This is a genomic window from Bradyrhizobium sp. GW821-FHT13H05 (genome assembly GCF_058804065.1).
The window spans coordinates 106,409-131,393 of record NZ_JBXAPO010000008.1; the positions used below are offsets into that span (position 1 = coordinate 106,409).

Genomic DNA, 24,985 nt, shown 5'->3' on the forward strand with positions numbered 1-24,985 from the left:
AAGCTTCGCGGCCGCGCTGCGCGCGGTAACGAACCGTTAATCTCTGGGGGACTTCAGCGTCACTGCGACGCGTCGAAGGCTGGCCTGCGCTTAAACGCTTTGTTTGCCATTTCGGTGAATAGTCCCTCAACGGGTATGGTTAATTTTCCCTGTTGCGTTGATTGGGCACCTATATCCCGGGTGCGTGGCGTAAAGCGAAGAGTAGCCCCTCAGCCCGCGGCAGTTGGAATGGAAGCTGGGGATCATGCTTGACTATAACCAGCCGATAGATCGGGCCAGACCGGAGGGCCCGCAGCAGAGGCTTGAAGCCGGCTTCAACGTGCTGCAGCTGGTCAATCTGCTTTGGCGCCGCAAGATCGCGATTGCGGCAGCCGCCCTGCTTGGCGCGGCGCTTGCCGTCACCGCCGGCAAGAGCCTGACGCCCCGCTACACCGCCACCGCCCAGCTCTATGTCGACCCGCGCGAGCTTCAACTCGTCGATCGCGAGCTCACGCCGCGCGCGCAGGACGTCTCCGGCATGTCCATGGTGGTGGAGAGCCAGGCGCGCCTGATCACCTCCAACAGCGTGCTGCTCCAGGTGATCCAGCAGGCCGGTCTCGACAAGGATCCCGAGTTCGGCGGCGGCGGCGACGCCAAAACGCTGATGTCGTCGCTGCTCGGCCTGATCGGCCTTCAGCCCCGCGCGCCCTCCGCCGCGGAGACGAAGGAGGTGCAGCTTGGGGCGCTCGAGGCGCTGAACCGGCACATCACCATCCGCAAGACCGAGAAGAGCTTCATCGTCGACATCGAGGTCTGGTCGACCGATCCGGCGAAGGCGGCGATGCTCGCCAACACGCTGACCACCGCCTACCTTGCGGAATCCCGCAACTCGCAGGCTTCGGCCGCACGGCGCGCCACCAGCGACCTGTCCGGCCGCCTCAAGGAGCTGCGCGAGCGGCTGCGCAACGCCGAGACTGCGCTTGCCACCTACAAGGCCCAGAACAATTTCGTCGGCACCCAGGACGCGCTGATCAGCGACCAGCAGCTCTCCAGCAGCAACCAGCGGCTTTCCGCGGCCCGCGCGGCAACGATGGACGCGCAGGCGCGGCTCGACCAGATCGAGGCGAGCCGGCGCACGGCAGCCGATGCAGGCGCGATCCCCGAGGCGCTGCAATCACCAACCATCGCGAATTTGCGCGCGCAATATGCCGACGCGCGCAAGAAATATGCGGAGCAGACCGGCGAGCTCGGCCCGCGCCATCCGGCGCTGCGCCAGACCGAGAAGCAGGTTGAGGATCTCAAGCGCACCATCAGCGAGGAGATCGATCGCTTCGCCCAGTCGGCCAAGAACGATCTGACGCGCGCCCGCGACTTTGAAGCCTCGCTCAACCGGGCGCTGGAAGCGCAGAAGCGGCAGAGCGTCCAGCTCAGCCAGGCCTCCGTGCGCCTGCGCGAGCTCGAGCGCGAGGCCGATGCCAGCCGCGATGTCTATCAGTCCTTCCTCAAGCGCTCGCGCGAGACCGAGGAGCAGGAGACGCTCAACACTTCGGCGGCCCGCGTCATCGGCGAGGCGACCGTGCCGCAGCGGCGCTCGTTCCCGCCGGGGATGAGCCTGTTCGCCATGATCGGCTTCGTCTTCGGTGCGCTCGCCGCTTCAAGCTGGTTCGTCGCGGCCGAGCTGCTGTTCGCCGGCGCGCCGACGCCGGCTCGCCGTGAACGTACGCCGGCGCCGCAAGCTCCCCGAGCTCCGGAGACGATTCGGGCTGCAGAGACTGCCCGGCCTCAACCGGCTTCGCGCGCCCCGGAAGTTGCGCAAGCCCCACCGGAACTTGCCGCGCCACCGCTGCAACCCGCGATGGTCGAAAGGCCCCTGATCGAAAAGCCGCTGATCGCGCGCCTCCAGGAAGCCGACGTCATCCACACGCTCGGCGCCATTCTCGCCACCGGCGGCGGCGTCGACCTGACGCGCCTGGGCTGGCCGACGCTGCGCCCCGGCTTCCCCCTGACGAGCCTGCTCAATGCCTGGCGCGACATGCGCGCAGCCCTGGCCCGGCGTGCCGGCGGCAAGGCGATGCCGGTGATTGCGCTGCTCGGTACCGGCGAGACCACCGGGCGCAGCGTGACCGCGCTGAATTTCGCGCTCGCCGCGGCGCGCGACGGCGCCCGCGTGCTGATGATCGATGCCGACCATCAAGCACATCCACTCTCGAACAAGGTCAATCGCGCCGGCAAGAGCGAGCCGAGCGCACGCGGCTGGCTCTCGATCGGCAGCAAGGCCGCGCGCGAGATCAAGACGGTCAACGGCATCTCGGTGCTGCCGGCTGCCGAAGGCGACGCCGGCAAGGCGACTGAGGCCATCCGCAAGGCGATTGCGCAGGCGCGCGCCGCCGGCGGCTACGACCTCGTGATCCTCGACGGCCCGGCGATGCCGCTCTCGGCCAGCAGCCGCAAGCTGCTCGACGACACCGACGCGCTGGTGGCGGTGCTGCCGACCAGCCTCGACATCAACGACAGCCTTGAAGAAATCCTGAACACGCTCGGCCGCGCCGAGCGCAAGCTCGTCGGCGTCGTGCTCGACGAACTCACTCCCGCAACCCAAGCGCGCCAGCGAGGCAGACAATATGCTTGAGCGCCGCATCAATCTGGACGGCCGGGCCGCAACCGCCGACGTGCCGCGGATCACCGTCGGAGGCCTTCGCATGGCCGCACTCGACCTTGAAGCGACCGCCGATTTCATGATCGAGGCCACCGATCCGCGTCACCGCATCGGCCGTCCGCTGCATCTGACCTCGGCCAATGGCGAGGTGCTGGCGCGCTGCTCGACCGAGCCAGAGACCGAACGCCTGTTCCGCGGCGCCGACCTCATCAACGCTGATGGCCAGCCCTTGGTGGCGGCCTCGAAGCTGCAATCCTGGTTTCCACTGCCCGAGCGCGTCGCAACCACCGACCTGTTCCACGTCGTCGCACGCAAGGCCGAAGCGGTCGGCCGCACCTTCTACATGCTTGGCGCCAGCGAGGACGAAAATGCCGCGGCGGTTGCGAACGTCCAGAAGATGTATCCGAACCTGAAGATCGTCGGGCACAGTCATGGCTATCTGCGCGGCGAGGCCCTGCGCGCGAAAGTCGAGGAGATCAACGCGCTCGCTCCCGACTACCTGTGGGTGGCGCTCGGCGTGCCCAACGAGCAGGCATTTGTCGAGGAATACACGCCGCTGATGACCAATGTTGGCGTTATCAAGACATCTGGCGGGCTGTTCAACTTTTTATCGGGCAGCCGATCCCGCGCGCCGCAATGGATGCAGAATATTGGCCTTGAATGGGCATGGCGCACCTGGCTGGAGCCGCGCCGCCTGCTCTGGCGCTATTTGACCACCAACCCTCGCGCGCTCTATCTTCTCTTCAGAAGCAAACGGCCCTTCAATCGCTGAGAGAAGAGTAGAATACGACATGACCGACCGACCGACTGTCCTCGTCACAGGAGGCGCGGGCTATATTGGCTCGCATGCCTGCCGCGCACTGACCGCCGCCGGCTATCAGCCCGTCGTTTATGACAATCTCTCGACAGGTCATCGCAGCTTCGTTTCCGGGCCCCTCGTGACGGGCGATCTGCTCGACGGCGCGGCGCTGGCGCGCGCCTTCGCCGAGCACAAGGTCGCGGCGGTGATGCATTTCGCGGCCGCCAGTCTCGTCGGCGAGTCCATGACCGACCCGCAGAAATATTACATCAACAACGTCCAGGGCACGCTGTCGCTACTCCAGGCGATGCGCAACGCCGGCTGCCATCGCATCGTGTTCTCCTCGACCGGTGCCGTCTACGGCAATGCCGATTCCAAGGAGCTGCCCGAAGACTTCCCCTGCGCGCCGATCAATCCCTATGGGGCGTCGAAATTGATGATCGAGCGCATGCTCGCCGATTATCGCGCGGCCTACGGCTTCGGCGCGTTCTGCCTGCGCTATTTCAATGCCAGCGGCGCCGATCCCTCAGGCGAAATCGGCGAGCTGCGCGACATCGAGACCCATCTGATCCCGCGCGCCATGATGGCGCTCCAGGGCCATGTCGAGTTCGCGGTGTTCGGCGACGACTACGACACGCCCGACGGCACCGCGATCCGCGACTACATCCATGTCACCGACCTTGCCGCCGCGCATGTCGCGGCGCTGAAGCTGCTGGAAACGGGACATGCCGGCGGCAGCTACAATCTCGGCACCGGCTCCGGCTTCTCGGTCCGTGAGATCCTCGACGCCATCAGGCAGGAGACCGGGCGCGAGGTGCCGCACACCGTCAAGCCGCGGCGCGCCGGCGATCCCACTTATCTGGTCGCCGACGCCTCGGCCGCGCGAAAAGTTCTTAATTTCGTGCCGCGTCATTCCGACCTCGCGACCGTGATCCGGACCGCCTGGGCCTGGCACCAGAAGGCGCATCCGCTCAGGGCGCGTTAAGCAACCGTAACATCCGTACCTTGCCTGCCGTGCCTCCAAGCGGCTAGAATGGGTATTCGCTGCCGCCGTTGGCGTATCGCCGACGGCCGCATTTCAGGCATGGCCGACGACGATGTCGGTATGCATGGCCCGGCCTATTTGGCGCGAGCCGATTTTTCCGAGCGTCAAGGCCACGATGACGGCCTGTCTTCAGGCGTGGATTCCGGGAGTATCGATTCAATGCATCAGGCTGCACGCCTGGAGTTCGAGCGCGTGATGGATGAGTTCGTCCGCTGGCATGTCGTGCCCGAGGACGAGCGCTCGCCTGCGCCTGCCTGGTGGTGGGGTCCTGCCATGGCGGTGGTCGACGACCAGGAGCCGATGAGCTGCACATGGTGCGCCGAACTCGGCTTGAACGAGGGCGGGAGCTTCGCCGACGGTGCGCGCACGATCCTCTCACTGTTCGTCGAGCAAACCTCGCTGACGGGACCGCAGGATTTTCCGAGCAAGGCCGAGAGCGCAGACCACGAGGTCCGCGAGCTGCACCCGCAGCCGTCAGACGACAGCGCGTTTCAACCGTGACATAGCGCCTTCGTCCGCGACCTGGTCCGGCTCAGGCTGAAGCGGCGGCGCGACCGGCAGAACCATCGGCCGCAGCAGCTCGGCCATCTGCTTTGCCGGCAACGGCTTCGAAATGAGGAAGCCCTGCATCTCGTCGCAGCCATGGCTGCGCAGGAACGCCTCCTGCTCGGCGTTCTCGACGCCTTCGGCGACGACGGTCATGCCGAGCGCCTTGCCCATGCTGATGATCGCCTGCGCGATCGCCTGGTCTTCCGAATCATGCGGCAGGTCGCGCACGAAGGAGCGATCGATCTTGATCGTGTCGATCGGGAAGTGCTTCATCAGCGACATCGACGAATAACCGGTGCCGAAATCGTCGATGGCAAGACGGATGCCGCGGCTCTGGATAGCGTCGAGCACCTTGAGCGCGCGCCCTACATTGCGCATCATCATGCTCTCGGTGACCTCGAGCTGGAGCAGCACCGGCGACATGCCGGAGGCCGCCAGCGCCTCGTCGACGTCCTGCAACAGGTGTTCGTCGGCGAACTGCCGCGGTGACAGGTTCACCGCCATCGACACCGGCAGCAGCCCGCGGCGCTGCCAGACCATCGCCTGCGCGCAGGCCTCCTTCACCACCCAGCGGCCGATCGGCACGATCAGTCCGGTCTCTTCCGCAAGCGGAATGAACTGTGCCGGCGAGACGTTGCCGAGATCGGGATGCGCCCAGCGCAGCAGCGCTTCCACGCCCGTGATCTGGCCGGTCTCCATGTCCACCTTGGGCTGGTAGTTCAGCGTGAATTGCTCGCGTTCCAGCGCGCGGCGCAGCGCGCTCTCGAGCGACAGCCGTTCGATCGACTGCGTCTTTACTTCCTTGGAGAAGAAGCGGTAGCCGTTCTTGCCGTCTTCCTTGGCGAGATACATCGCCATGTCGGCGTTCTTGGTCAGCGTCTGCGCATCGGAGCCGTTGGCCGGATACATCGCGATGCCGATCGAGGCCGTGGTATGGCACTCGTGCCCGGCCAGCTCCATCGGCTCGGCAAGGGCCGTCAGAAGCCCGGCAGCGATACGCTGGACATCGTCGATCTCGCCGCACTGGTCGAGGATCACCACGAACTCGTCGCCGCCGAGACGCGCCACCGCGTCGCTCGCCCGCAGCGCACCGCGCAACCGCTTCGCCACTTCGAGCAGGAGCAGGTCGCCGGCCTCATGGCCCAGTGAATCGTTGATGACCTTGAAGCGGTCGAGATCGATGAACAACACCGCAAAGCGATGATCGTGGCGCTGCGCGGTGGCGATCGCCTCGCGCAGCAGCCCGTTGAAGGTCTCGCGGTTCGGCAGATCTGTCAGGCTGTCGTGCGAGGCGAGATACTCGATCCGCTCGTCAGCCTGGTTCTTCTCGTCGGCGCGATCGAAATTCTCCATCGCAAAGGAGACATTGTCAGCGAGACGCTGTAACAGCTCGACGAATTCGGAGGTGAAGGTCTCCTGATCGGTCGACATGTAGATCATGACGCCGACGGCCTTGTCGTGCGTAATCAGCGGGAACGCTGCGCCCGAGCGCGCGCCGTCGCCTTGCACGACGGCATGGAAGGCGCTCACCCGGCTGTCGTTGACATAATCATTGCTGATGCAGGGCTGACGGGTTCGGAACGCCGTGCCGCTCATGCCGCGGCCCTCGGGCCGGTCGGCGTCAACGGAAAGACGAACGTTCCTTGTGGTTTCTGCAGACGGCCCCGCGGTCGCAACGATCGCAAGCTGATCGCTGTCGGCGCGGGCAAGTGCAATGGTCGTCGAGGTGAACTTGCCGCCGGTGGACGCGGCTTGACATACCAGCTCGAACAGCTCGGTGCGCGACTTGGCCCGAACGATCGCCTCGTTGGTATCGCTCAGCGCCGCGAACATGCGCGTCAGGCGCTCCTTCTGCGCTTCGGTTCGCGCCCGCTCCTCGGCCCGGTCGAAATTGTCCAGCGCAAAGGAGACATTTTCCGCCAGCCGCCCCAGCAATTGGATCAGGTCAGGCGTGAACGTTCCTCCATCCGGCGAGAGGAACAGGAGGATACCGACGGCGTCGGTGCCGTTTTTCATCAGAGGGAAACAGCCGCCCGACTTCGTGCCATGATCCCGCGCGATATGGCGCCAGTGCGTCGCACGAACGTCGGTGAGGAGCTCGTTCGCCACGCAAGGCGCCTTGGTGCGGAATGCGGTGCCGGCGAGCCCCCGCCCTTCGGGTTCATCCGCGGACGTCGCGAAACGCCAATTCTTGGCGTGACTGCGACATTCGCCCTTGGTGACGACGATGTCGAGATAATGCCCCGCCGGATCGACCATGGCGATGGTGGCAGACGTGAAGGTGCCGCCGAGCACGGCTGCTTCACAGACCGCCTCGAACAATTCGGCGCGGGTCTTCACGCGCATGATTGCTTCGTTGGTCGCGCTCAGCGCCTCGAGCATGCCGCGCAGGCGATTGCGCTGCATCTCCGCCTTCGCCTTCTCGTCCGCGCGATCGAAATTCTCGAGCGCAAAGGCGACATTGGCCTGGAGGCGTTGCAGCAGCTCAACGAATTCGGGCGTGAATGTGCCGCGTTCCGGCGAATTGAAGAGGAATATCCCTTCAACGCGATCACCGTTGAACAGCGGCAGCGCCGCGGAGGATCCGATGCCGTTGCGGCGGGCATTGGCAACCCAAGGCGCGATCCGGTCGTCGGACAGCACATCGTTGCTGATGCAGGGTTGGCGCGTGCGGAAGGCGGTTCCCGTCAGCCCCCGCCCCTCGGCCACCTGGTCCGAGGTGGAGAACTTGAAAGCACGCACCGTATCCGCGTTCGGCCCGTAGCACGCGACAACCGGGAGCAGCTCCGTTTGGTGGTCGACGAGTGCGACGGTGACCGAGGTGAACTTGGCGCCTTTCGCCGTCGCTTCGCAGACGAGGTCGAACAGCTCGGCCCGCGAGCGCGCCCGCAAGATCGCCTCGTTGGTCGCGCTCAGCGCCGCATACATGCGCGCCAGACGCTCTTCCTCGGCAGCAATGTGCGCCTTCTCCGCCTCACGGTCGAAATTGTCGATGGCGAAGCAGACATTCTCGGCGATGCGCAGGGTCAGCGCGACGATCTCCTCGTCACTCGCCCAGGACGGGCTGAGGAAGGACAGGATGACGCCGATGCTTTGGCCATGCTGGATCAGCGGAGCCGCGATGCAGGCGGCAACGCCAGTATTGATATTGGCCTGCTCCCACGGCGTTCCCTTGGTGTGACGCGCGAGGTCGCGCTCGATATGGGGCTTCTGTGAGCGAAAGACCTGGCCGGAGATGCCGCGGCCATAGGGGTTCTCGGGATCGACGGAGTAATGGGTCCGGGCCACGATCTCCAAATTCTCGCCGGTGCCGGCGACAGGCTTCAACCAGTGCGAATCCTGCTCCTTCAGCAGGACGAAGGTCGCCAGCGACTTGCCGCCGTGCACGGACGCGTCACACACCAGTTGATACAATTCCTGCTCGGTCTTGGCGCGCAGGATGGCTTCGTTGGTTGCGCTGAGCGCGCCGAACATGCGGTTGAGCCGCCGCGTCGCTCGCTCGCTGGTCTGCCGCGCGGTCTCACGCGCGAAATTGTCCAGCGCATAGGAAATGTTGGCCGACATGCGCTCGAACAGCGACACCATCTGCTCGTTCAGCGAACCGGCCTCGCGGCGGGTCACGAACAGCACGCCGACGCTCTTGCCGTTGCAGAGCAGCGGCAGCGCCGCAGCCGCGCCGATACGGGCCCTGGCGGCCCCCTCGCGCCACGCCAGCGAGCGCTGATCATTCAGATAGTCGTTGCTGACGCACAGCTTCTGATCGCGAAATGCTTCGCCGCCGACGCCCGATCCTTCCGGCGTACCGGCATCCGTGGTGATCTCGATCGCGCGCAGCCGCGCGATGTCGTCGCCGCAGCCGGCGGCAAAACGGAGCCGCCGCCCGTCCGGTCCCACCAGGAACACGGCCACGGCCAAAAAGTCCCCGCTCGAAAACCCGGCGTCGCAGACCTTCTGGTACAGCTCGTCCGGCGATTTCGCGTAGAGGATCGCTTCGTTGATGGCGCTCAACGCCGCAAAGGTGCGCGCGAGTGTCGTCGGCACGATCTCAACTCCCGGGCATTTCTGCCTAATTCTCCCGGGTACGTTATGAACGGCCATCGCCTAAGTGGTCGTTATTGCGCGCCGCAAACCGTCGATCACAGTGAACGAGCTGCGAACGACCCACGCCAAACTGTCGAAAATACCGCTGCCCGGGACAAATCTTCGACCAAAGGCGCGTTCTCTTTACGAATTTGCAGCCCTGTATTGGTTTACGGGACGTTGATATCGGTCCTGCGCTTTGAGACGATGGCCCCCAACAACGCCCACCAAGGGCGAGACCGGGGGAAACGCCATGCCGATCGTCAGGGCCGACCGCCTCACGCGCATCAGCGCCGCGCTGCTTCGCGCCGCCGGAGCTTCCGAGGAAGAGGCCGATGCGGTCGCGACCGGCTGCGTCAACGCCAATCTCGCCGGCCACGATTCCCACGGTGTCATTGCGGTTCCCACCTATATCGACCGCATCAAGGCCGGGCACATCGTTCCCGGCGCGACATGGACCATCGTCCAGGAATCGCCGACCACGACCGTGATCGACGGCCATTGGGGCTTCGGCTTTCACGTCAATGCCAAGGCGATGGCGCTGACGATCGAGAAGGCGAAGACGGCCAACGTCGCCGCCTGCACCGTGTTCCGGCAGAGCCATGTCGGCCGCCTCGCCGCCTATCCGCTGATGGCGATGCGTGAAGGCATGATCGGGATCGCGACGGCGGACTCCGGACGCTCGCCGAAGCACGTGGCGCCATTTGGCGGCAAGGAGCCGCGGCTCGGCACCAATCCGATCTCGATCGCGGTGCCGTCCGATCTCGATACGCCGTTCTATCTGGACATGGCGACCTCGGCGGTCGCGGCCGGCAAGATCCAGCTCGCGGTCGCCCGCGGCGAGGAAATCCCGACGGGATGGATCATCGACGCCGAGGGACGCCACACCACCGATCCCACCCAATATCGCAAGGGCGGCGCGCTGCTGCCGCTCGGAGGCACCGAGGGCTACAAGGGCAGCGGCCTTGCCGCCATGGTCGAGGTGCTGTGCGGGCTGCTCACCGGCCTCGGCTTTGGCGTCGAGCCTACGGGGCGGCACAATGACGGCTGCTTCATGGCGGTGTTCAACGTCGCCGCCTTCCGCCCGCTGAAGGAATTCAAGCGCGAGGTCGCCGAATTCGCGCGCTATCTGAAATCGACCCCACCCTCCGAGGGCAGCACGGGCGTCTACTATCCCGGCGAGATCGAGGGCGTGCGCGAGCAGCAGCGCCTGCGCGACGGCATCGAGATCGAGGATGCCACCTGGGAGAAGCTGCGCGCGCTGGCGCACGACTACCGGCTCGACACAGTGCTCGATCTGGCCTGACGGACTCTTGGAGAACAGCATGACGCGGCAGATGGTACTGGTCGGCTTCCTTCAGGCACAGAACTGCACGAACTTGCCAAGCTCCTGGCGGCATCCGGACTCGCGCGACGATTCGATGTCGGCGGATTACTATCAGGAGATCGCAAGAATCCTCGAAGCCGGCAAATTCCACATGGCGTTCTTCGACGATCGCCTGGCGATGCCGGACCGCTACGGCAACGACCACGCCCACACCGTCGAATACGGCATCCGCTGCGTGAAGATGGATCCGCTGATCGTGCTGACCACGATGGGTCTCGTCACCGAGAAGCTCGGCCTTGGCGCGACCTGCTCGACCACCTATTACGAGCCCTTCGACGTCGCGCGGCGCTTTGCGACGCTCGATCTGATGTCGGGCGGGCGCGCGGGCTGGAACGTCGTCACCTCGCTCAATGACGGCGAGGCGCTCAACATGGGGCGCGACTCCCATCCCGAACACGATTCCCGCTACGACAAGGCCGACGAGTTCATGGAGGTCGTGCTCGGCCATTGGGACACCTGGGAGGACGGCGCCCTGATCATGGACAAGCAAAGTGGCCGCTTTGCCGATCCGGCCAGGGTGAAGCGGCTCGATCACAAGGGACCAGCCTTCAAGTCCCGCGGACCGTTCACCGTGCCGCGCTCGCAGCAGGGCCATCCTGTGATCATCCAGGCCGGCGCATCCGGCCGGGGCCAACGCTTTGCCGGCCGATGGGGCGAAGTGATCTTCACCGCCGCGCGCAACCTCGCCGCCGCCAGGGAGGGCTATGCAGCCGTGCGCAACGCGGCTGCGAAAGCGGGCCGCGATCCCGACCAGATGTTCCTCTGCAACCTGACGACGCCGGTCTGCGCGGCGACCAAGGCAGAAGCGGAGGACAAGATGGCGCTGATCAACAAGCTGCCGCTCGAGATCGACGCCCTGTCGCTGCTCGCCGAGGCGCTCAATTACGATTTTGCCTCCAAGGGTCTCGACGAGCCGCTGACCACGGACGAGCTGAAGAGCATGCAGGGTATTCTGGGCATCCGCGACGGCGTGCTGAAGAATTCGGGCAAGAGCAATCCGAGCGCGCGCGACTTCATCACCTTCTCCGGCCGCGGCCAGGTGCAGGATGCCATGGTCGGCGGCCCCAAGGAGATCGCGGACAAGTTGGAGGAGATGTTTGTCGAGCGCGGCTGCGACGGTTTTGTCATCGCCGCCACCTACGTGCCCGGCTCCTATGCCGATTTCGTGCAGCACGTCGTGCCCGAGCTGCAACGCCGCGGGCTGTTCCAGAAGGACTATCGCGGCAAGACGCTGCGGGAAAATCTCGGCTTGAGGCGGCCCGCCGCCGGTGCCTGGAAGGTACAGCCGCGGGATGCCGCGGAATAACAACGAGGACACCACATGCGCTGGCTGAAATTCACCGCCTCGGACAAGACCTCCTGGGGGATCGTTGAAGGCGACCAGGTCACCGCGGTCGACGGCGACCCTTTCGGCGAATGGCAACGGACCTCGCGGACGCATCCGCTTGGCGGCGTCAAGATCGAGCTGCCCCTGATCCCGCGCACGTTCTACTGCGTCGGCCTGAACTACCTCAAGCACCTGAAGGAAGCCGCCGACAAACGCGGCGAGGTGCCGGCCGTGCCTGACAGGCCCGAGATCGGCTATCGCGCGCAAAACGCGCTGATCGCACATGACGAGGACGTCGTGATCCCCTCCCTCGCGACGGACAAGATCCACTATGAAGGCGAGCTCGTCGTTGTCATCGGCAAGAAGGTAAAGCACCTCACCAAAGAGAACGCGATGGATTGCGTGTTCGGCTACACCATCGGCAACGACGTCAGCGAACGCAGCTGGCAAAAGGCCGATCGCAGCCTGTGGCGTTCGAAGAACGCCGACACCTTCAAGCCGATGGGCCCGTGGATCGAAACCGAGGCCGATCTTGCCAAGATGCAGACCATCGTCCGGGTCAACGGCACGGAGACCAACCGCTTCACCACCAACGACATGATCTTTGGTGTCGTGCCGTTCCTGGTCGAGCTGACCAAGTATTTCACGCTATGGCCGGGCGATGTGATCTGGATGGGCACCGACGGCGCATCGCCTGACATCAAGCACGGCGACGTCGTGGAGATCGATATCACTGGCGTGGGCACGTTGCGGAACAGGTTTGTGCGAGAGCAGCGGTGATCCTCATCCTGAGGAGCTTGCGAAGCAAGCGTCTCGAAGGATGAAGGCCCGACTGTGGCCTCGCCCTTCGAGACGGCCGCTACGCGGCTCCTCAGGGTGAGGAGATAGAGTTGCGCACGCCGCGAAGTCAAAGGTGCCGTATCTCAAAACGGCAGCGCCACGCTCGTCTTGATCTCCTTCAGCACCACGTTGCTGCGGACGTAGCGGATGCCGGGAATGCGGAACATGAATTCGTCGAGGAATCTGTTGTAGGCGGCCATGTCCTGCACGACGACGCGCAAATGGTAATCGGCATCGCCCGTTGTCGCAAAGCACTCCAGCACCTCGCGCCGCGTGGTCACCTGCGCGACGAACTCATCGACGAACTTCGCGTCATGCCGCTCCAGTGAGACGTGCAGGATGGCGGACATCGCAAAGCCCGCTTGCTCGCGCGCGACCAAGGCCGCATAGCCCTGGATGACGCCGCTCTCCTCCAGCGCACGCACCCGGCGCCAGCAGGCCGAGGTGGACATGCCGACCTCGTCGGCCAGCTGCTGATTGGTGGCGCGGCCGTCCTTCTGGAGATGGGTGAGAATCCGCGCGTCCTGCTCTTCAATCATGCAAGCCTCTCAATTCGACTAAATCTACCAGATTTGTCGGCATTTTGCAAAATTCTACCGAATATCAATTCCGTACAGGATAAATAGGTAAGACCTACCAGCGTCGCGGGCATAACCTTCCATCATTCGGCAGGATGCCGCGCGAGGTCCGCCATGGACGCCATTCCATCACTCGATGCCTACGAGCTCTCCGACCGCTATGACCGCGAAGAGGGCCGCGTCTTCCTCACGGGGACGCAGGCCATCGTCCGCATCGCGCTCGACCAGGCGAAGCGGGACCGTATGCGCGGCCTCAACACGGCCGGCTTCATCTCCGGCTATCGCGGCTCGCCGCTCGGCGGCGTCGATCTCGAGTTGTGGCGCATCCAGGAGCGGCTCAAGCAAGACCGCATCGAATTCCTCCCCGCGGTGAATGAGGATCTTGCTGCAACCGCTGTGCTCGGCTCGCAGCAGGTCGAGACGCAAGCCGACCGCGAGGTCGATGGCGTGTTCGGGCTCTGGTACGGCAAGGGCCCCGGCGTCGACCGCTCCGGCGACGCGCTCAAGCACGGCAACGCCTACGGCTCCTCGCCGCATGGCGGCGTGCTGGTGGTCGCCGGCGACGATCATGGCTGCGTGTCCTCCTCGATGCCGCACCAGTCCGACGTCGCCTTCATGAGCTGGTTCATGCCGACGCTGCATCCGGCCGATGTCGGCGAATATCTGGCGTTCGGCGAATATGGCTACGCGCTGAGCCGCTTCTCCGGCATGTGGGTCGGCTTCAAGGCGATCTCGGAGATCGTGGAATCAGGCGCTTCCGTCGCGCTGCGTCCGTCCCGCGTTTTCAACACGCCCGACTTCACGCCACCGCCCGGCGGCATGCATTATCGCTGGCCGGACCTGCCGGGCCCGCAGATCGAGGAGCGGCTAGAGGCAAAGAAGCACGCAGTCTACGCCTTCGCCAAGGCCAATCCGATCGACCGTCACATCTACGATATTCCCAGTGCCACCTACGGCATCGTCACAACGGGCAAGGCGCATCTCGATCTGATGGAGGCGCTGCGGCTGATGGGCCTCGATGAGGCCGCCTGCCGCCGCATCGGCATCGATGTCTACAAGGTCGGCATGGTCTGGCCGCTGGCGCTGCACGACGCCATGGATTTCGTGAAGGGCAAGCGCGAGATCCTTGTGGTCGAGGAGAAGCGCGGCATCATCGAGAGCCAGTTCAAGGAATATTTCTACGATTATCCCGGCAGCAAGCCCGAGCGCATGGTCGGCAAGCACGATGAAACCGGCGCCCGGCTGATCTCCTGGATCGGCGAATTGTCGCCGCGCGCGCTCGCTGGCGTGCTCGCACGCCGGCTCGATCCGATGTTTCCGGGTCTCAATCTCGCGGCGCGTGCAGGCGCACTGCTGCCGGAAGCCGAGCGCACGATCAATGTCCCGGGCGCGACGCGTACGCCCTATTTCTGTTCGGGATGCCCGCACAACACATCGACGAAAGTGCCTGAGGGATCGAAGGCACTGGCCGGCATCGGCTGCCACTTCATGGCGAGCTGGATGGACCGCGAAACGTCATCACTGATCCAGATGGGCGGCGAGGGCGTGAACTGGGCGGCATCGTCGCGATTCACCGGCAACAAGCACATCTTCCAGAACCTCGGCGAGGGCACCTATTATCATTCCGGATCGATGGCGATCCGGCAGGCGATCGCCGCCAAGGCCAACATCACCTACAAGATCCTGTTCAACGACGCCGTCGCCATGACCGGCGGCCAGCCGGTCGACGGCCCTGTCAGCGTGCATGCCATCGCACACAGCGTCCGCGCCGAGGGCGTGGAGCGCATCGCACTGGTGTCGGACGATCCTGCGCAGTTCTCGCCTGCGGATCTGCCGATCGGCGTCAGCATCCATCCGCGCGAGGAGATGGACGCCGTGCAGCGCGAGCTGCGCGACATTCCCGGCGTATCCGTCCTGATCTATCAGCAGACCTGCGCCACCGAGAAGCGGCGCCGGCGCAAGCGCGGGCAGATGGCCGACCCGAAGCGCTTTGCCTATATCAACGATCTCGTGTGCGAGGGCTGCGGCGATTGCTCGGTCAAATCCAACTGCCTCAGCGTCGAACCGAAGGAGACGCCGTTCGGCCGCAAGCGCCAGATCAACCTCTCGTCCTGCAACAAGGACTTTTCCTGCCTCAACGGCTTCTGCCCGAGCTTTGTCACAGTTGAAGGCGCCACGCGCCGGAAGAAGAGCGCAAGCCAGATCGACGCAGTCGGCCGCGCCGCCACGCTTCCCCTGCCCGCCCCCACATCGCTCGACCGGCCCTACGATTTGCTCGTGACCGGTGTCGGCGGTACCGGTGTGATCACGGTCGGCGCGCTGATCGGCATGGCCGGGCATCTTGAACGCCGCGGCGTTTCGGTGCTGGACTTTACCGGCTTTGCGCAAAAATTCGGGCCGGTGCTGAGCTACATCCGTCTCGCTGCGTCTCCCGAAGCGCTGCATCAGGTCCGCATCGACCAGGGCGCGGCCGATGCGCTGATCGGCTGCGACCTCGTCGTCAGCTCCGCGCCAAAGGCGTCCGGCACCTATCGCCGCGGCACGCGTGCCGCCGTCAACACCGCGGAGATGCCGACCGGCGACGTCGTCCGCTTCCGCGACGCCGATCTCGCCTCGCCCGCTCGCCTCCGCGCGATCGGCCGCGTCATCGGCAATGACAATCTCGACACCATCAACGCCAACGCGCTGGCCGAACGGCTGCTCGGCGATGCCGTCTATGCCAACATCATCATGCTGGGCTTCGCCTGGCAGTGCGGACTGGTGCCGATTTCGCTGCAAGCGCTGCTCCGCGCGATCGAGCTGAACGGCGTTGCGGTCGATCGCAACAAGCAGGCTTTTGCCTGGGGCCGGATCGCTGCTGCCGATCCGGATTTTCTGCCGCAAACGGACGAGGCGCCAAAAGCCGAGACACTCGACCAGCTTATCGCCCGCCGCGCCGATTTCCTCACCGCCTATCAGAACGAAGCCTATGCGGCACACTACCGTGCGATGATCGAGAAAGTCCGCGGCGCTGAGGCCCCGCTGAGCAGCGAGGCACTGACCGATGCGGTCGCACGCGCCCTGTTCAAGCTGATGGCCTACAAGGACGAGTACGAGGTGGCGCGCCTGCACATGCAGAGCGGTTTCCTCGACGAGCTCAAACGCGAGTTCGAGGACGGTTTCAGCATCCAGTATCATCTCGCCCCACCATTCCTGCCGTCGAAGCACGACGCGCGCGGCCGGCCGCGCAAGCGTGTCTTCGGGCAATGGATCCAGATGCCGCTCACGCTCCTGGCGCGGTTGAAGGGATTGCGTGGAACGCCGTTCGATCCGTTCGGTTACACCGGGGAACGGCGCGCGGAGCGGGAGCTGATCACTTGGTATGAAGGCCTGATCGAACGCATGCTCGGCCAGCTCGACGCAGCGTATCTGCCGGATCTCGTCGCGATCGCCAAAGCTCCGATGGAGATCCGTGGCTACGGACCGGTGAAGGACACCGCGATCGCCAAGGTGAAGGCCGAGGTCGAGCGGCACCTCACGAATTTGACGACACCGGTAACGCAAAAGATGCACGCCCACGGTTGACGCGGCACCAGTGAGGCCTCAGCCTCCGGACTTTGAGGAGCGCCCTGTTGGCGCCTCTGCAATCAGGTGACGCATCATGGATTTCGACCCGTTGACCCTGACCCAGGCTGCGGCCGACCTTCGCGCCGGCAAAGTGACGAGCATCGCACTCACGACGGAAGCGCTTGCCCGCGCCAAAGCCCATGCCGACCTCAATGCCTTCGTCACCCTGGACGAGGCCGGCGCCCTGAAAGCCGCAGCCGCATTCGACGCGACGGGCGACAAGACAAAACCGCTCGGCGGCGTGCCCATCGTGATCAAGGACAATATCGAGGTCGCGGGACTGCCCTGTAGCGCTGGCACGCCGGCGCTGAAGGACTACGTTCCAAAGGCCGACGCGCCGGTTGCCGCGAAACTGCGGGCCGCAGGCGCCGTCATCATCGGCAAGACCAGCATGCACGAGCTTGCCTTCGGCATCTCCGGCTACAACACCGCCTTCAAGACCGGCGCGGAGTTCGGCGTGCGCAATGCCTATGACCGCGCCCTGATCGCCGGCGGCTCCTCATCCGGCACGGGCGCCGCGCTCGGCGCGCGGATCGTCGCGGGCGGGCTCGGCACCGACACCGGGGGATCGGTCCGGGTGCCGGCTGCGCTGAACGGATGCGCCTCGCTGCGCCCGACCGTCGGCCGCTATCCGCAAGACGGCATCGCGCCGATCTCGCACACCCGCGACACCGCGGGGCCCATGGCCGCGACCATGGCCGATGTCGCTCTGCTCGACCATGTTATCGCGGGTGGCGACGAAGTCGTGCCGTCTGATTTGAAGCAGGTGCGCATCGGCATCGTGAAGACGATGCTGGCCAATCTTGATGCCGACACCGACGCCGCGTTCCAGGCAGCCGTCGCGAAAATGAAGGCGCTGGGCGTCACGATCGTCGAGATCGAGATGCCGCAACTGGCTGAAATCAACGGCCAGGTCAGCTTTCCCGTCGCGCTGTACGAGGCCTATGACGATCTGGTCGCATATCTCGCGCATACCGGCACCGGCCTCAGCATCGAGGCGCTGGCGCAGGACATCTCCAGCGCCGACGTCAAGGGCACCTATGATGGCCTGGTGATCCCGCGCAAACTGCCCGGCCCCGATGGCACGCTGGTCGACGCCAAGCCGATCTATGACGCCGCGATCAAGACTGCGCGCCCCGCGCTTCAGGCGCTGTATAGCAGGACTTTCGCCGACAACCGGCTCGATGCCATCGCCTTCCCGACCACGCCGTGTGTCGCCATTGCCTCCAATCCGGAGTCCAGCAGCCTCGAGAATTTCGGCCTGTTCATCCAAAACACCGATCCCGGCAGCAATGCCGGCATTCCCGGCATCCAGATTCCGATCGCGCTTGGCGCTACGAGCAAGCTTCCGGTCGGACTGGAGCTCGACGGCCCCGCGGGCAGCGATCGCCGCTTGCTCGCGATCGGCATGGCGCTGGAGACTGTGTTTGGTCGCTTGCCGCCGCCATCTCGCTAGAGGCAAGCAGATATCTATCTCCTCACCCTGAGGAGCTTGCGAAGCAAGCGTCTCGAAGGGCGAGGCCACGGGCCTTCATCCTTCGAGACGCGCGCAAGGGCGCGCTCCTCAGGATGAGGATCAGCGTCTCACGAATACGGATTGATCAGCTTCTGCTGTTCGGCGCTGTGCTCCACCAGCATGTCGATGAAGGTCCTCACCTTCGCCGACAGATGATGTTTGTGTGGATAGACCGCGTTCATCGACATTTCGACCGGCCGGTATTCCGGCAGAAGGCGCACCAGCCGGCCGGCATCGAGATCGTCGCCGACCAGAAAACCGGCGGCGAGGCTGATGCCTGCGCCCTGTAGCGCGGCCTCGCGCAGCGCTTCGCCGCTGTTAGTGATCAGGTTGCCGGACACGCGCACCGAGGCCGGCGTGCCCTTGCGATCGAAGAAGCGCCACTCGTCGAAGGGATAGTTGATGTGGCGCACGCAATTGTGCCCGGCGAGCTCTTCGAGCGTCTGTACGCGGCCATGCGCCTCGATATAGGCGTGCGAGCAGCACAGCACGTGCCGCCAGGTCGCAAGGCTCCGCACGATCAGGCTCGAATCCGGCGGCGCGATCATGCGCAGCGCGAGATCGAAACCTTCCTCGATCAGATCGACATTGGTCTCGCCCATACGCAGATCGACCTTGACCTCCGGATAGGTCGCAAGGAATTCCGCCATCACTGGCGCCACGAACGGCACCATATGGGTGGCGGTGTGGATGCGCAGCGTCCCGCGCGGCGTCGATTGCAGTTCGCCCGCGATGTCGTCGGCCTGTTCGATATCGGCGAGAATCTGGACACAGCGATCGTAATAGGCCTTGCCGATCTCGGTCAGGTTGACCTTGCGCGTGGTGCGCTGAAGCAGCCTCACCCCAAGCCGATCCTCCAGAGCCTGGACATGGTTGCTCACCATGGTGGTCGACATGTTGAGCTTGCGGGCTGCCGCGGAGAAGCCGCCGGTCTCGACCACCCGGCTGAACACTTCGAGGCTGGTCAATCGATCCATGGCTGCCTGATTATCCGCTGTTGATCGACAATCGCAAGGAAGTCGCACCGATTATCCATCAGATCATCTCCCGTGCGACTGGGCGCATGCGTTAACAGCAATCGCGCGACAGACGCGGCAATCGCTCTGGGGCAGTCCCGGACCTGATCCGGTAGACCCGATCCAAGCCGAGGCGATGCCTTCGACTATCCGCCCCTGATGGATAATCCTTCCCGAATTTTGCCGATTATCACTCAGCCCAGCAAGAACGATAGTCTCAGCCAGCCGATAGGAGACTGCCATGTCCGAGATGCCCCGAACCGAAAAATTCCAGCAAGCAACTGAAATCGCTCATGATTACCCCAAGGCGCCGGCGGCTGTCCCTGCCCGGAATCTGGTTCGGCGCGCGGCATTGGTGCTCGCGCTCCTCGCAGGCACGGCAACGATTGTTTATTACGGCCACGACTACTGGACCAGCGGCCGCTTTCTCGAGACCACCGACGACGCCTATGTGAAGGCAGACTCCACGATCATCGCCCCGAAGGTCTCGGGCTATATCGCCAAGGTGCTGGTCGGTGACAACGAGAAGGTCAGAGCGGGCCAGGCGCTGGCGAAGATCGACGACCGTGACTTCAAGGCGGCACTCGACCAGGCCCGCGCCGACGTCGCCGCCGGCGAAGCCTCGGTGCGCAACATCGACGCCCAGCTCGAGCTGCAACAGCCGGTCATCGAGCAGAGCACGGCCGACGTCGCTGCTGCCGATGCCAATCTGAAATTCGCGCAGGAAGAGCGCGCCCGCTATGACGACCTCATGAAGTCGGGTTCCGGCACGATTCAGCGCGCACAGCAGACCGACGCTGCGCTCCGCGCCAGCAACGCGCAATTGCAGCACGCAAAATCCGGCCTCATCGCCGCCCGGCGCAAGGTCGATGTGCTCACCACCCAGCGCGCCCAGGCTACAGCCCAGCTCGCACGCGCCCGTGCGGTCGCAGACCAGGCGCAGCTGAACCTGTCCTATACCGAGATCACCGCGCCGGTGGACGGCACGGTCGGCGCCCGCAGCTTGCGCGTCGGCCAGTACGTGCAGGCCGGTACGCAATTGATGGCGGTGGTGCCGCTCGACGCTGTCTATGTCGTTGCCAACTTCAAGGAGACGCAACTCACCCATGTTCGTCCGGGCCAGCCGGTCGAACTCCATGTCGACAGCTTCCACAGCCAGACCCTGCGCGGTCATGTCGACAGCCTGTCACCGGCGAGCGGACTCGAATTCGCGCTGCTGCCGCCTGACAACGCCACCGGCAATTTCACCAAGATCGTGCAGCGCGTCCCGGTGAAGATCGTGCTCGACGACCACAGCCTGACCGGCCTGTTGCGGCCCGGCATGTCGGCGGTGCCGACCGTCGACACCAAGCAGACCGTGCTGGCCGAACGCGAGACGGCCAAGCGCCTCGCCGACAACGCCTCCCGCCCGAACGGCGGCTGAAGCCGGGAAGGTTCGGCAGGATTATGAAGTCCTGCCGGATGATCCTTCCAGGACTTCCTCGATGATCTAAATCAACTGCCTAATGCATCCTGTCTCCATACCCGAGACGAGGCTTCCATGAGCACGCTCCAACCGACCGTCAACGCCGCTTCCGCCGCCAACGTCCCCGCTCCCGCAACGCCCGCCATCTCGGCCAAGACCTGGATCGCCGTGATCGGCGCCACGCTCGGCGCCTTCATGGCGGTGCTGAATATCCAGATCGTCAACGCCTCGCTCGCCGATGTCCAGGGCGCGATCGGCGCCGGCATCGACGACGGCGGCTGGATCTCGACCTCCTATCTGATCGCCGAGATCGTGGTGATCCCGCTGTCCGGCTGGCTTGCGCAAGTGTTCTCCGTCCGGATCTATCTTCTCACCAATGCGATCCTTTTCCTGGTTCTGTCGGCCGCCTGCGCGCTGGCGCAGGACCTGCCGCAGATGATCGTGCTGCGCGCCGTCCAGGGTTTTACCGGCGGCGTGCTGATCCCGATGGCCTTCACGCTGATCATCACGCTGCTGCCGCGCGCCAAGCAACCCGTCGGCCTTGCGCTGTTCGCGCTGTCGGCGACGTTTGCCCCGGCGATCGGCCCGACCATCGGCGGCTATCTCACCGAGAATTTCGGCTGGCAGTACATCTTCTACGTCAACCTCGTCCCCGGCGCGATCATGGTCGGCATGCTCTGGTACGCGCTCGACGCCAAGCCGATGAAGCTGGCGCTGCTGCGCGAAGGCGACTGGGCCGGCATCATCACCATGGCGATCGGCCTGTCTGCGCTCCAGACCGTGCTGGAGGAAGGCAACAAGGACGACTGGTTCGGCTCACCCTTCATCGTCAAGCTGTCGGTGATCGCGGCCGTGGCGCTGACCGCGTTCCTGATCATCGAGCTCACCGTGAAGAAGCCGCTGCTCAACCTGCGCCTGCTGGTCCGCCGCAATTTCGGCTTCGGCATGCTCGCGAACTTCCTGCTCGGCGTCGCGCTGTACGGCTCGGTGTTCATCCTGCCGCAATATCTGGCGCGCATCCAGGGTTACAATGCCGAGCAGATCGGCATGGTGCTGGCATGGACCGGCCTGCCGCAGCTCCTGCTGATCCCGCTGGTGCCGCGCCTGATGCAGAAATTCGACGCACGCATTATCATCGGCGTCGGCTTCGTGCTGTTCTCGGCTTCGAACTTCATGAACATCACCATGACCAACGACTACGCCGCCGACCAGCTGCTGTGGCCCAATGTCGTGCGCGCGATCGGCCAGGCGCTGGTGATGGCACCGCTGTCGGCTGTGGCGACCGCCGGCATCGAGGCGGAGAATGCAGGCTCGGCCTCCGGCCTCTTCAACATGATGCGCAATCTCGGCGGCGCCGTCGGCATCGCGCTGCTCCAGACCGTGCTGACCAAGCGCGAGCAGTATCACTCCAACGTGCTGATGCAGTCGGTCTCGGTGTTCGAGCAGGCGACCCGCAACCGGCTGGAACAGCTCACGCAATATTTCGTCAACCACGGCGTCCTCGACCGTGCGGACGCCGCGCATCGCGCCTATGTCGCGATCGGACATACCGTGCAGAAGCAGGCCTACATCTTCGCCTTCAGCGACACATTCTATCTGCTCGGCATGGCGCTGATCGTGGCGCTCGCCGCCGTCCTGTTCCTGAAGAAGCCCGGCCATGTCTCGGCCGGCGGAGCCCACTGAGATCACCCCAGCAAGCAAGGAGACCGACCATGAAACCCCGCATGAATTTCTACCAGGCCGCCCCCGACACGATGAAGGCGCTGATGGCGCTGGAAGAGCAGATCCAGTCGACGGGTCTGGAGAAATCGCTGATCGAGCTGGTCAAGATCCGGGCGTCGCAGATCAACGGCTGCGCCTTCTGCATCAACATGCACACCGAGGACGCCCGCAAGCGCGGCGAAACCGAACAGCGCATCTATCTGCTCAACGCCTGGCGCGAATCCCCGCTCTATACCGACCGCGAGCGCGCCGCTCTGGCCTGGACCGAGTCGGTGACGCTGATCTCCGACACGCATGCGCCGGACGACGTCTACGAACAGGTCCGCGCGCAATTCTCGGACGCCGAGACGGTGAACCTGACCATGCTGATCGGGGCCATCAATGCCTGGAACAGAATTGCGATCGCATTCCGCGCGGTGCATCCGGTGAAGGTGAAGGCGTCGGTGGCGTAGGCGGCAGCGCATGGAGGCCACGCTGCCTCAACACCTTCAACTGTCATGCCCCGGCTTGACCGAGGCATCCAGTACGCCGCGGCTTCTCGATTCAAGCATTCCTGTCACAGAGTACTGGATCGCCCGGTCAAGCCGGGCGATGACAGCGGAGTATTATCGCGGGCGATGACAGCGGTGGCTGTGGCTAAACCGCCGTCGCCTTGGCGAACTCCACATAGATCTCGCGGAGCCGCGTCGCCACCGGGCCGGGCTTGCCGTCGCCGATCGTCTTGCCATCGAGTGCGACCACCGGCTGCACGAACGACGACGCCGAGGTGATGAAGGCTTCCTTGGCGGCGAGCGCCTCGGCGACGGTGAAGGAGCGCTCCTCGACGCGGAGCTGGCGCTCTTCCGCGAGCGCGATCACGGCCTTGCGGGTACAGCCGGGCAAGATCGCGTTGGAATTCTGGCGGGTGACGATGACGTCGTCCTTGGTCAGGATGAACGCCGTGGACGAGCCGCCCTCGGTGACGTAGCCATCCTGCAGCATCCAGGCCTCGCCGGCACCGGCTTCCGCCGCGGCCTGCTTCGCCAGCACCTGGGCCAGCAGCGCCACGCTCTTGATGTCGCGGCGTTCCCAGCGAATGTCGGGCACGGTGATCACGTTGATGCCGGTCTTCGCCGCCGCCGAGCCGATGATGTCCTTTTCGGACGTGAACATCACCAGGCTCGACTTGACGTCACCCTTGGGGAACGGAAAGTCGCGGCCCTTGTCGGCGCCGCGCGTGACCTGGAGATAGACGAGGCCACTTGTGACCTTGTTGCGCGCGATCAGCTCCTTCTGGATCTCGGTGATGCGCGCGACCGTCTCCGGCAGTGCCAACTTGATCTCGCCGACCGACCGCTCCAGCCGCGCCAGATGCGAGGCGTTGTCGACCAGCTTGCCGTCCAGCACCGCCGAGACCTCGTAGATGCCGTCGGCGAACAGGAAGCCGCGGTCGAGCACCGAGATTTTGGCGTCCGAGAGCGGGACGAATGAGCCGTTGACGTAGGCGATCGAGTCCAAGGCAGGTCTCCTGGGGAGGGGAAGGGATTTGCCTGTTCGTATACGGGATTTGTTTGGGTCCCGAAACCCACAACCCCTCATTTTGGGGCGGCGCGCAGCGAATGGGCCCGGAATCTATAACCCCGGCTCGTGGCTATGGATTCCGGGCCCGCGCCAAGAGGCCGCGTCCCGGAATGACGGCGGTGGTTAATGCGACAGAATCTTCGACAAGAACTTCTGCGCGCGGTCGCTGCGCGGCTTGCCGAAGAAGTCCTCCTTGTCCGCGTCCTCGACGATCTCGCCGCGGTCCATGAAGATGACGCGGTTGGCGACCTTGCGGGCAAAGCCCATCTCGTGGGTCACGACCATCATGGTCATGCCCTCATGAGCGAGGTCGACCATGACGTCGAGCACTTCGCTCACCATTTCCGGGTCGAGCGCCGAGGTCGGCTCGTCGAACAGCATCACGATCGGATCCATCGCGAGCGCGCGTGCGATCGCAACGCGCTGCTGCTGGCCACCGGAGAGCTGCGCCGGGAATTTCTGCGCCTGCTCCTTCAGGCCGACGCGCTCCAGCAGTTGCTCAGCTTTCGCCACCGCCTTGTCGCGCGACCGATCGAGCACCTTCTGCTGCGCGAGACAAAGGTTATCGATGATCTTGAGATGCGGAAACAGCTCGAAGTGCTGGAACACCATGCCGACGCGCGAGCGCAGCTTCGGCAGATTGGTCTTGGGATCGTTGACCTTGGTGCCGTCGACGCTGATGTCGCCCTCCTGGAACGGCTCCAGCGCATTGACGCATTTGATCAGCGTCGACTTGCCCGAGCCCGAGGGGCCGCAGACCACGACGACCTCGCCCTTGGTGACACTGGTGGTGCAGTCGGTCAGCACCTGGAAGGTCGGGCTGTACCATTTGTTGACGTGGCTGATTTCGATCATGACCG

Annotated in this window: 17 protein-coding genes; 12 read left to right on the forward strand and 5 right to left on the reverse strand. The window is 64.6% G+C overall.

What is annotated here, in order from left to right; genetic code table 11:
* The first annotated feature begins 244 nt into the window (after positions 1-244).
* The 4 genes from AC1RR3_RS23890 to AC1RR3_RS23905 all read left to right on the forward strand — a co-directional run bounded on the left by AC1RR3_RS23890 (position 245) and on the right by AC1RR3_RS23905 (position 4,980).
* Positions 245-2,608, forward strand: coding sequence for an exopolysaccharide transport family protein (locus AC1RR3_RS23890; protein ID WP_492825548.1), 2,364 nt, complete (start codon positions 245-247; stop codon positions 2,606-2,608).
* Positions 2,601-3,407 (forward strand): WecB/TagA/CpsF family glycosyltransferase, encoded by an 807-nt coding sequence (locus AC1RR3_RS23895; RefSeq protein ID WP_492825549.1) that lies wholly within the window; start codon positions 2,601-2,603, stop codon positions 3,405-3,407. Before AC1RR3_RS23890 ends, AC1RR3_RS23895 begins: the two co-directional genes overlap by 8 nt.
* 19 nt (positions 3,408-3,426) lie before the next feature.
* Positions 3,427-4,419 (forward strand): UDP-glucose 4-epimerase GalE, encoded by a 993-nt coding sequence (galE, locus tag AC1RR3_RS23900; protein WP_492825550.1) that lies wholly within the window; start codon positions 3,427-3,429, stop codon positions 4,417-4,419.
* A 219-nt stretch (positions 4,420-4,638) separates the two neighbouring features.
* On the forward strand, positions 4,639-4,980 hold the full coding sequence (locus AC1RR3_RS23905) for a hypothetical protein (protein ID WP_492825720.1): 342 nt from the start codon (positions 4,639-4,641) through the stop codon (positions 4,978-4,980).
* Here the strand turns inward: AC1RR3_RS23905 and AC1RR3_RS23910 are convergent.
* A complete protein-coding gene (locus tag AC1RR3_RS23910) occupies positions 4,954-9,069 on the reverse strand; it encodes a bifunctional diguanylate cyclase/phosphodiesterase (protein WP_492825551.1) in 4,116 nt (1,371 codons plus the stop codon). The two genes, AC1RR3_RS23905 and AC1RR3_RS23910, sit on opposite strands and share 27 nt — an antisense overlap.
* A gap of 292 nt (positions 9,070-9,361) precedes the next feature.
* Here AC1RR3_RS23910 and AC1RR3_RS23915 point away from each other — a divergent pair, with 292 nt between their 5' ends.
* The 3 genes from AC1RR3_RS23915 to AC1RR3_RS23925 are packed head-to-tail and all read left to right on the forward strand — an operon-like array spanning position 9,362 to position 12,602.
* On the forward strand, positions 9,362-10,414 hold the full coding sequence (locus AC1RR3_RS23915) for an Ldh family oxidoreductase (RefSeq protein ID WP_492825552.1): 1,053 nt from the start codon (positions 9,362-9,364) through the stop codon (positions 10,412-10,414).
* Positions 10,415-10,433: 19 nt separating this feature from the next.
* The gene (locus AC1RR3_RS23920) at positions 10,434-11,801 is read left to right on the forward strand and encodes an LLM class flavin-dependent oxidoreductase (protein WP_492825553.1); all 1,368 of its coding nucleotides are present in this window, start codon (positions 10,434-10,436) and stop codon (positions 11,799-11,801) included.
* A gap of 15 nt (positions 11,802-11,816) precedes the next feature.
* Positions 11,817-12,602, forward strand: coding sequence for a fumarylacetoacetate hydrolase family protein (locus AC1RR3_RS23925; RefSeq protein WP_492825554.1), 786 nt, complete (start codon positions 11,817-11,819; stop codon positions 12,600-12,602).
* A 143-nt stretch (positions 12,603-12,745) separates the two neighbouring features.
* Here the strand turns inward: AC1RR3_RS23925 and AC1RR3_RS23930 are convergent, their stop codons facing one another.
* On the reverse strand, positions 12,746-13,201 hold the full coding sequence (locus AC1RR3_RS23930) for an Lrp/AsnC family transcriptional regulator (RefSeq protein ID WP_492825555.1): 456 nt from the start codon (positions 13,199-13,201) through the stop codon (positions 12,746-12,748).
* 153 nt (positions 13,202-13,354) lie between these two features.
* Between AC1RR3_RS23930 and AC1RR3_RS23935 the strand changes: the two genes are divergently transcribed.
* Both AC1RR3_RS23935 and iaaH read left to right on the forward strand, forming a co-directional pair.
* The gene (locus AC1RR3_RS23935; protein ID WP_492825556.1) at positions 13,355-16,804 is read left to right on the forward strand and encodes an indolepyruvate ferredoxin oxidoreductase family protein; all 3,450 of its coding nucleotides are present in this window, start codon (positions 13,355-13,357) and stop codon (positions 16,802-16,804) included.
* A gap of 76 nt (positions 16,805-16,880) precedes the next feature.
* A complete protein-coding gene (gene iaaH, locus AC1RR3_RS23940; protein WP_492825557.1) occupies positions 16,881-18,302 on the forward strand; it encodes an indoleacetamide hydrolase in 1,422 nt (473 codons plus the stop codon).
* 128 nt (positions 18,303-18,430) lie between these two features.
* Here iaaH and AC1RR3_RS23945 read toward each other — a convergent pair whose 3' ends face one another.
* The gene (locus AC1RR3_RS23945) at positions 18,431-19,339 is read right to left on the reverse strand and encodes a LysR family transcriptional regulator (protein WP_492825558.1); all 909 of its coding nucleotides are present in this window, start codon (positions 19,337-19,339) and stop codon (positions 18,431-18,433) included.
* 280 nt (positions 19,340-19,619) lie between these two features.
* Here AC1RR3_RS23945 and AC1RR3_RS23950 point away from each other — a divergent pair, with 280 nt between their 5' ends.
* From AC1RR3_RS23950 to AC1RR3_RS23960, 3 genes are all read left to right on the forward strand, one after another.
* On the forward strand, positions 19,620-20,801 hold the full coding sequence (locus AC1RR3_RS23950) for an HlyD family secretion protein (protein WP_492825559.1): 1,182 nt from the start codon (positions 19,620-19,622) through the stop codon (positions 20,799-20,801).
* A gap of 117 nt (positions 20,802-20,918) precedes the next feature.
* On the forward strand, positions 20,919-22,526 hold the full coding sequence (locus AC1RR3_RS23955) for an MDR family MFS transporter (RefSeq protein WP_492825560.1): 1,608 nt from the start codon (positions 20,919-20,921) through the stop codon (positions 22,524-22,526).
* A 29-nt stretch (positions 22,527-22,555) separates the two neighbouring features.
* Positions 22,556-23,017: a carboxymuconolactone decarboxylase family protein gene (locus AC1RR3_RS23960; RefSeq protein ID WP_492825561.1), complete on the forward strand. Its 462-nt coding sequence runs from the start codon at positions 22,556-22,558 to the stop codon at positions 23,015-23,017.
* Positions 23,018-23,201: 184 nt separating this feature from the next.
* Here the strand turns inward: AC1RR3_RS23960 and AC1RR3_RS23965 are convergent, their stop codons facing one another.
* Together AC1RR3_RS23965 and AC1RR3_RS23970 are read right to left on the reverse strand one after the other, a co-directional pair.
* Positions 23,202-24,062, reverse strand: a complete 861-nt coding sequence (locus AC1RR3_RS23965) for a D-amino-acid transaminase (protein ID WP_492825562.1) — start codon at positions 24,060-24,062, stop codon at positions 23,202-23,204.
* 186 nt (positions 24,063-24,248) lie between these two features.
* Complete coding sequence (locus AC1RR3_RS23970; protein ID WP_008144654.1) at positions 24,249-24,980, reverse strand: amino acid ABC transporter ATP-binding protein; 732 nt, start codon at positions 24,978-24,980, stop codon at positions 24,249-24,251.
* Positions 24,981-24,985: the final 5 nt, after the last annotated feature.

Bases quoted from the DNA above. Each gene is read 5' to 3' on its own strand.
- AC1RR3_RS23960 (WP_492825561.1), top strand. From the start codon at position 22,556: ATGAAACCCCGCATGAATTTCTACCAGGCCGCCCCCGACACGATGAAG.
- AC1RR3_RS23935 (WP_492825556.1), top strand. From the start codon at position 13,355: ATGGACGCCATTCCATCACTCGATGCCTACGAGCTCTCCGACCGCTAT.
- AC1RR3_RS23945 (WP_492825558.1), bottom strand. From the start codon at position 19,339: ATGGATCGATTGACCAGCCTCGAAGTGTTCAGCCGGGTGGTCGAGACC.
- AC1RR3_RS23970 (WP_008144654.1), bottom strand. From the start codon at position 24,980: ATGATCGAAATCAGCCACGTCAACAAATGGTACAGCCCGACCTTCCAG.
- AC1RR3_RS23955 (WP_492825560.1), top strand. From the start codon at position 20,919: ATGAGCACGCTCCAACCGACCGTCAACGCCGCTTCCGCCGCCAACGTC.
- AC1RR3_RS23915 (WP_492825552.1), top strand. From the start codon at position 9,362: ATGCCGATCGTCAGGGCCGACCGCCTCACGCGCATCAGCGCCGCGCTG.
- iaaH (WP_492825557.1), top strand. From the start codon at position 16,881: ATGGATTTCGACCCGTTGACCCTGACCCAGGCTGCGGCCGACCTTCGC.
- AC1RR3_RS23905 (WP_492825720.1), top strand. From the start codon at position 4,639: ATGCATCAGGCTGCACGCCTGGAGTTCGAGCGCGTGATGGATGAGTTC.
- AC1RR3_RS23930 (WP_492825555.1), bottom strand. From the start codon at position 13,201: ATGATTGAAGAGCAGGACGCGCGGATTCTCACCCATCTCCAGAAGGAC.
- galE (WP_492825550.1), top strand. From the start codon at position 3,427: ATGACCGACCGACCGACTGTCCTCGTCACAGGAGGCGCGGGCTATATT.
- AC1RR3_RS23920 (WP_492825553.1), top strand. From the start codon at position 10,434: ATGACGCGGCAGATGGTACTGGTCGGCTTCCTTCAGGCACAGAACTGC.
- AC1RR3_RS23925 (WP_492825554.1), top strand. From the start codon at position 11,817: ATGCGCTGGCTGAAATTCACCGCCTCGGACAAGACCTCCTGGGGGATC.
- AC1RR3_RS23890 (WP_492825548.1), top strand. From the start codon at position 245: ATGCTTGACTATAACCAGCCGATAGATCGGGCCAGACCGGAGGGCCCG.
- AC1RR3_RS23950 (WP_492825559.1), top strand. From the start codon at position 19,620: ATGTCCGAGATGCCCCGAACCGAAAAATTCCAGCAAGCAACTGAAATC.
- AC1RR3_RS23895 (WP_492825549.1), top strand. From the start codon at position 2,601: ATGCTTGAGCGCCGCATCAATCTGGACGGCCGGGCCGCAACCGCCGAC.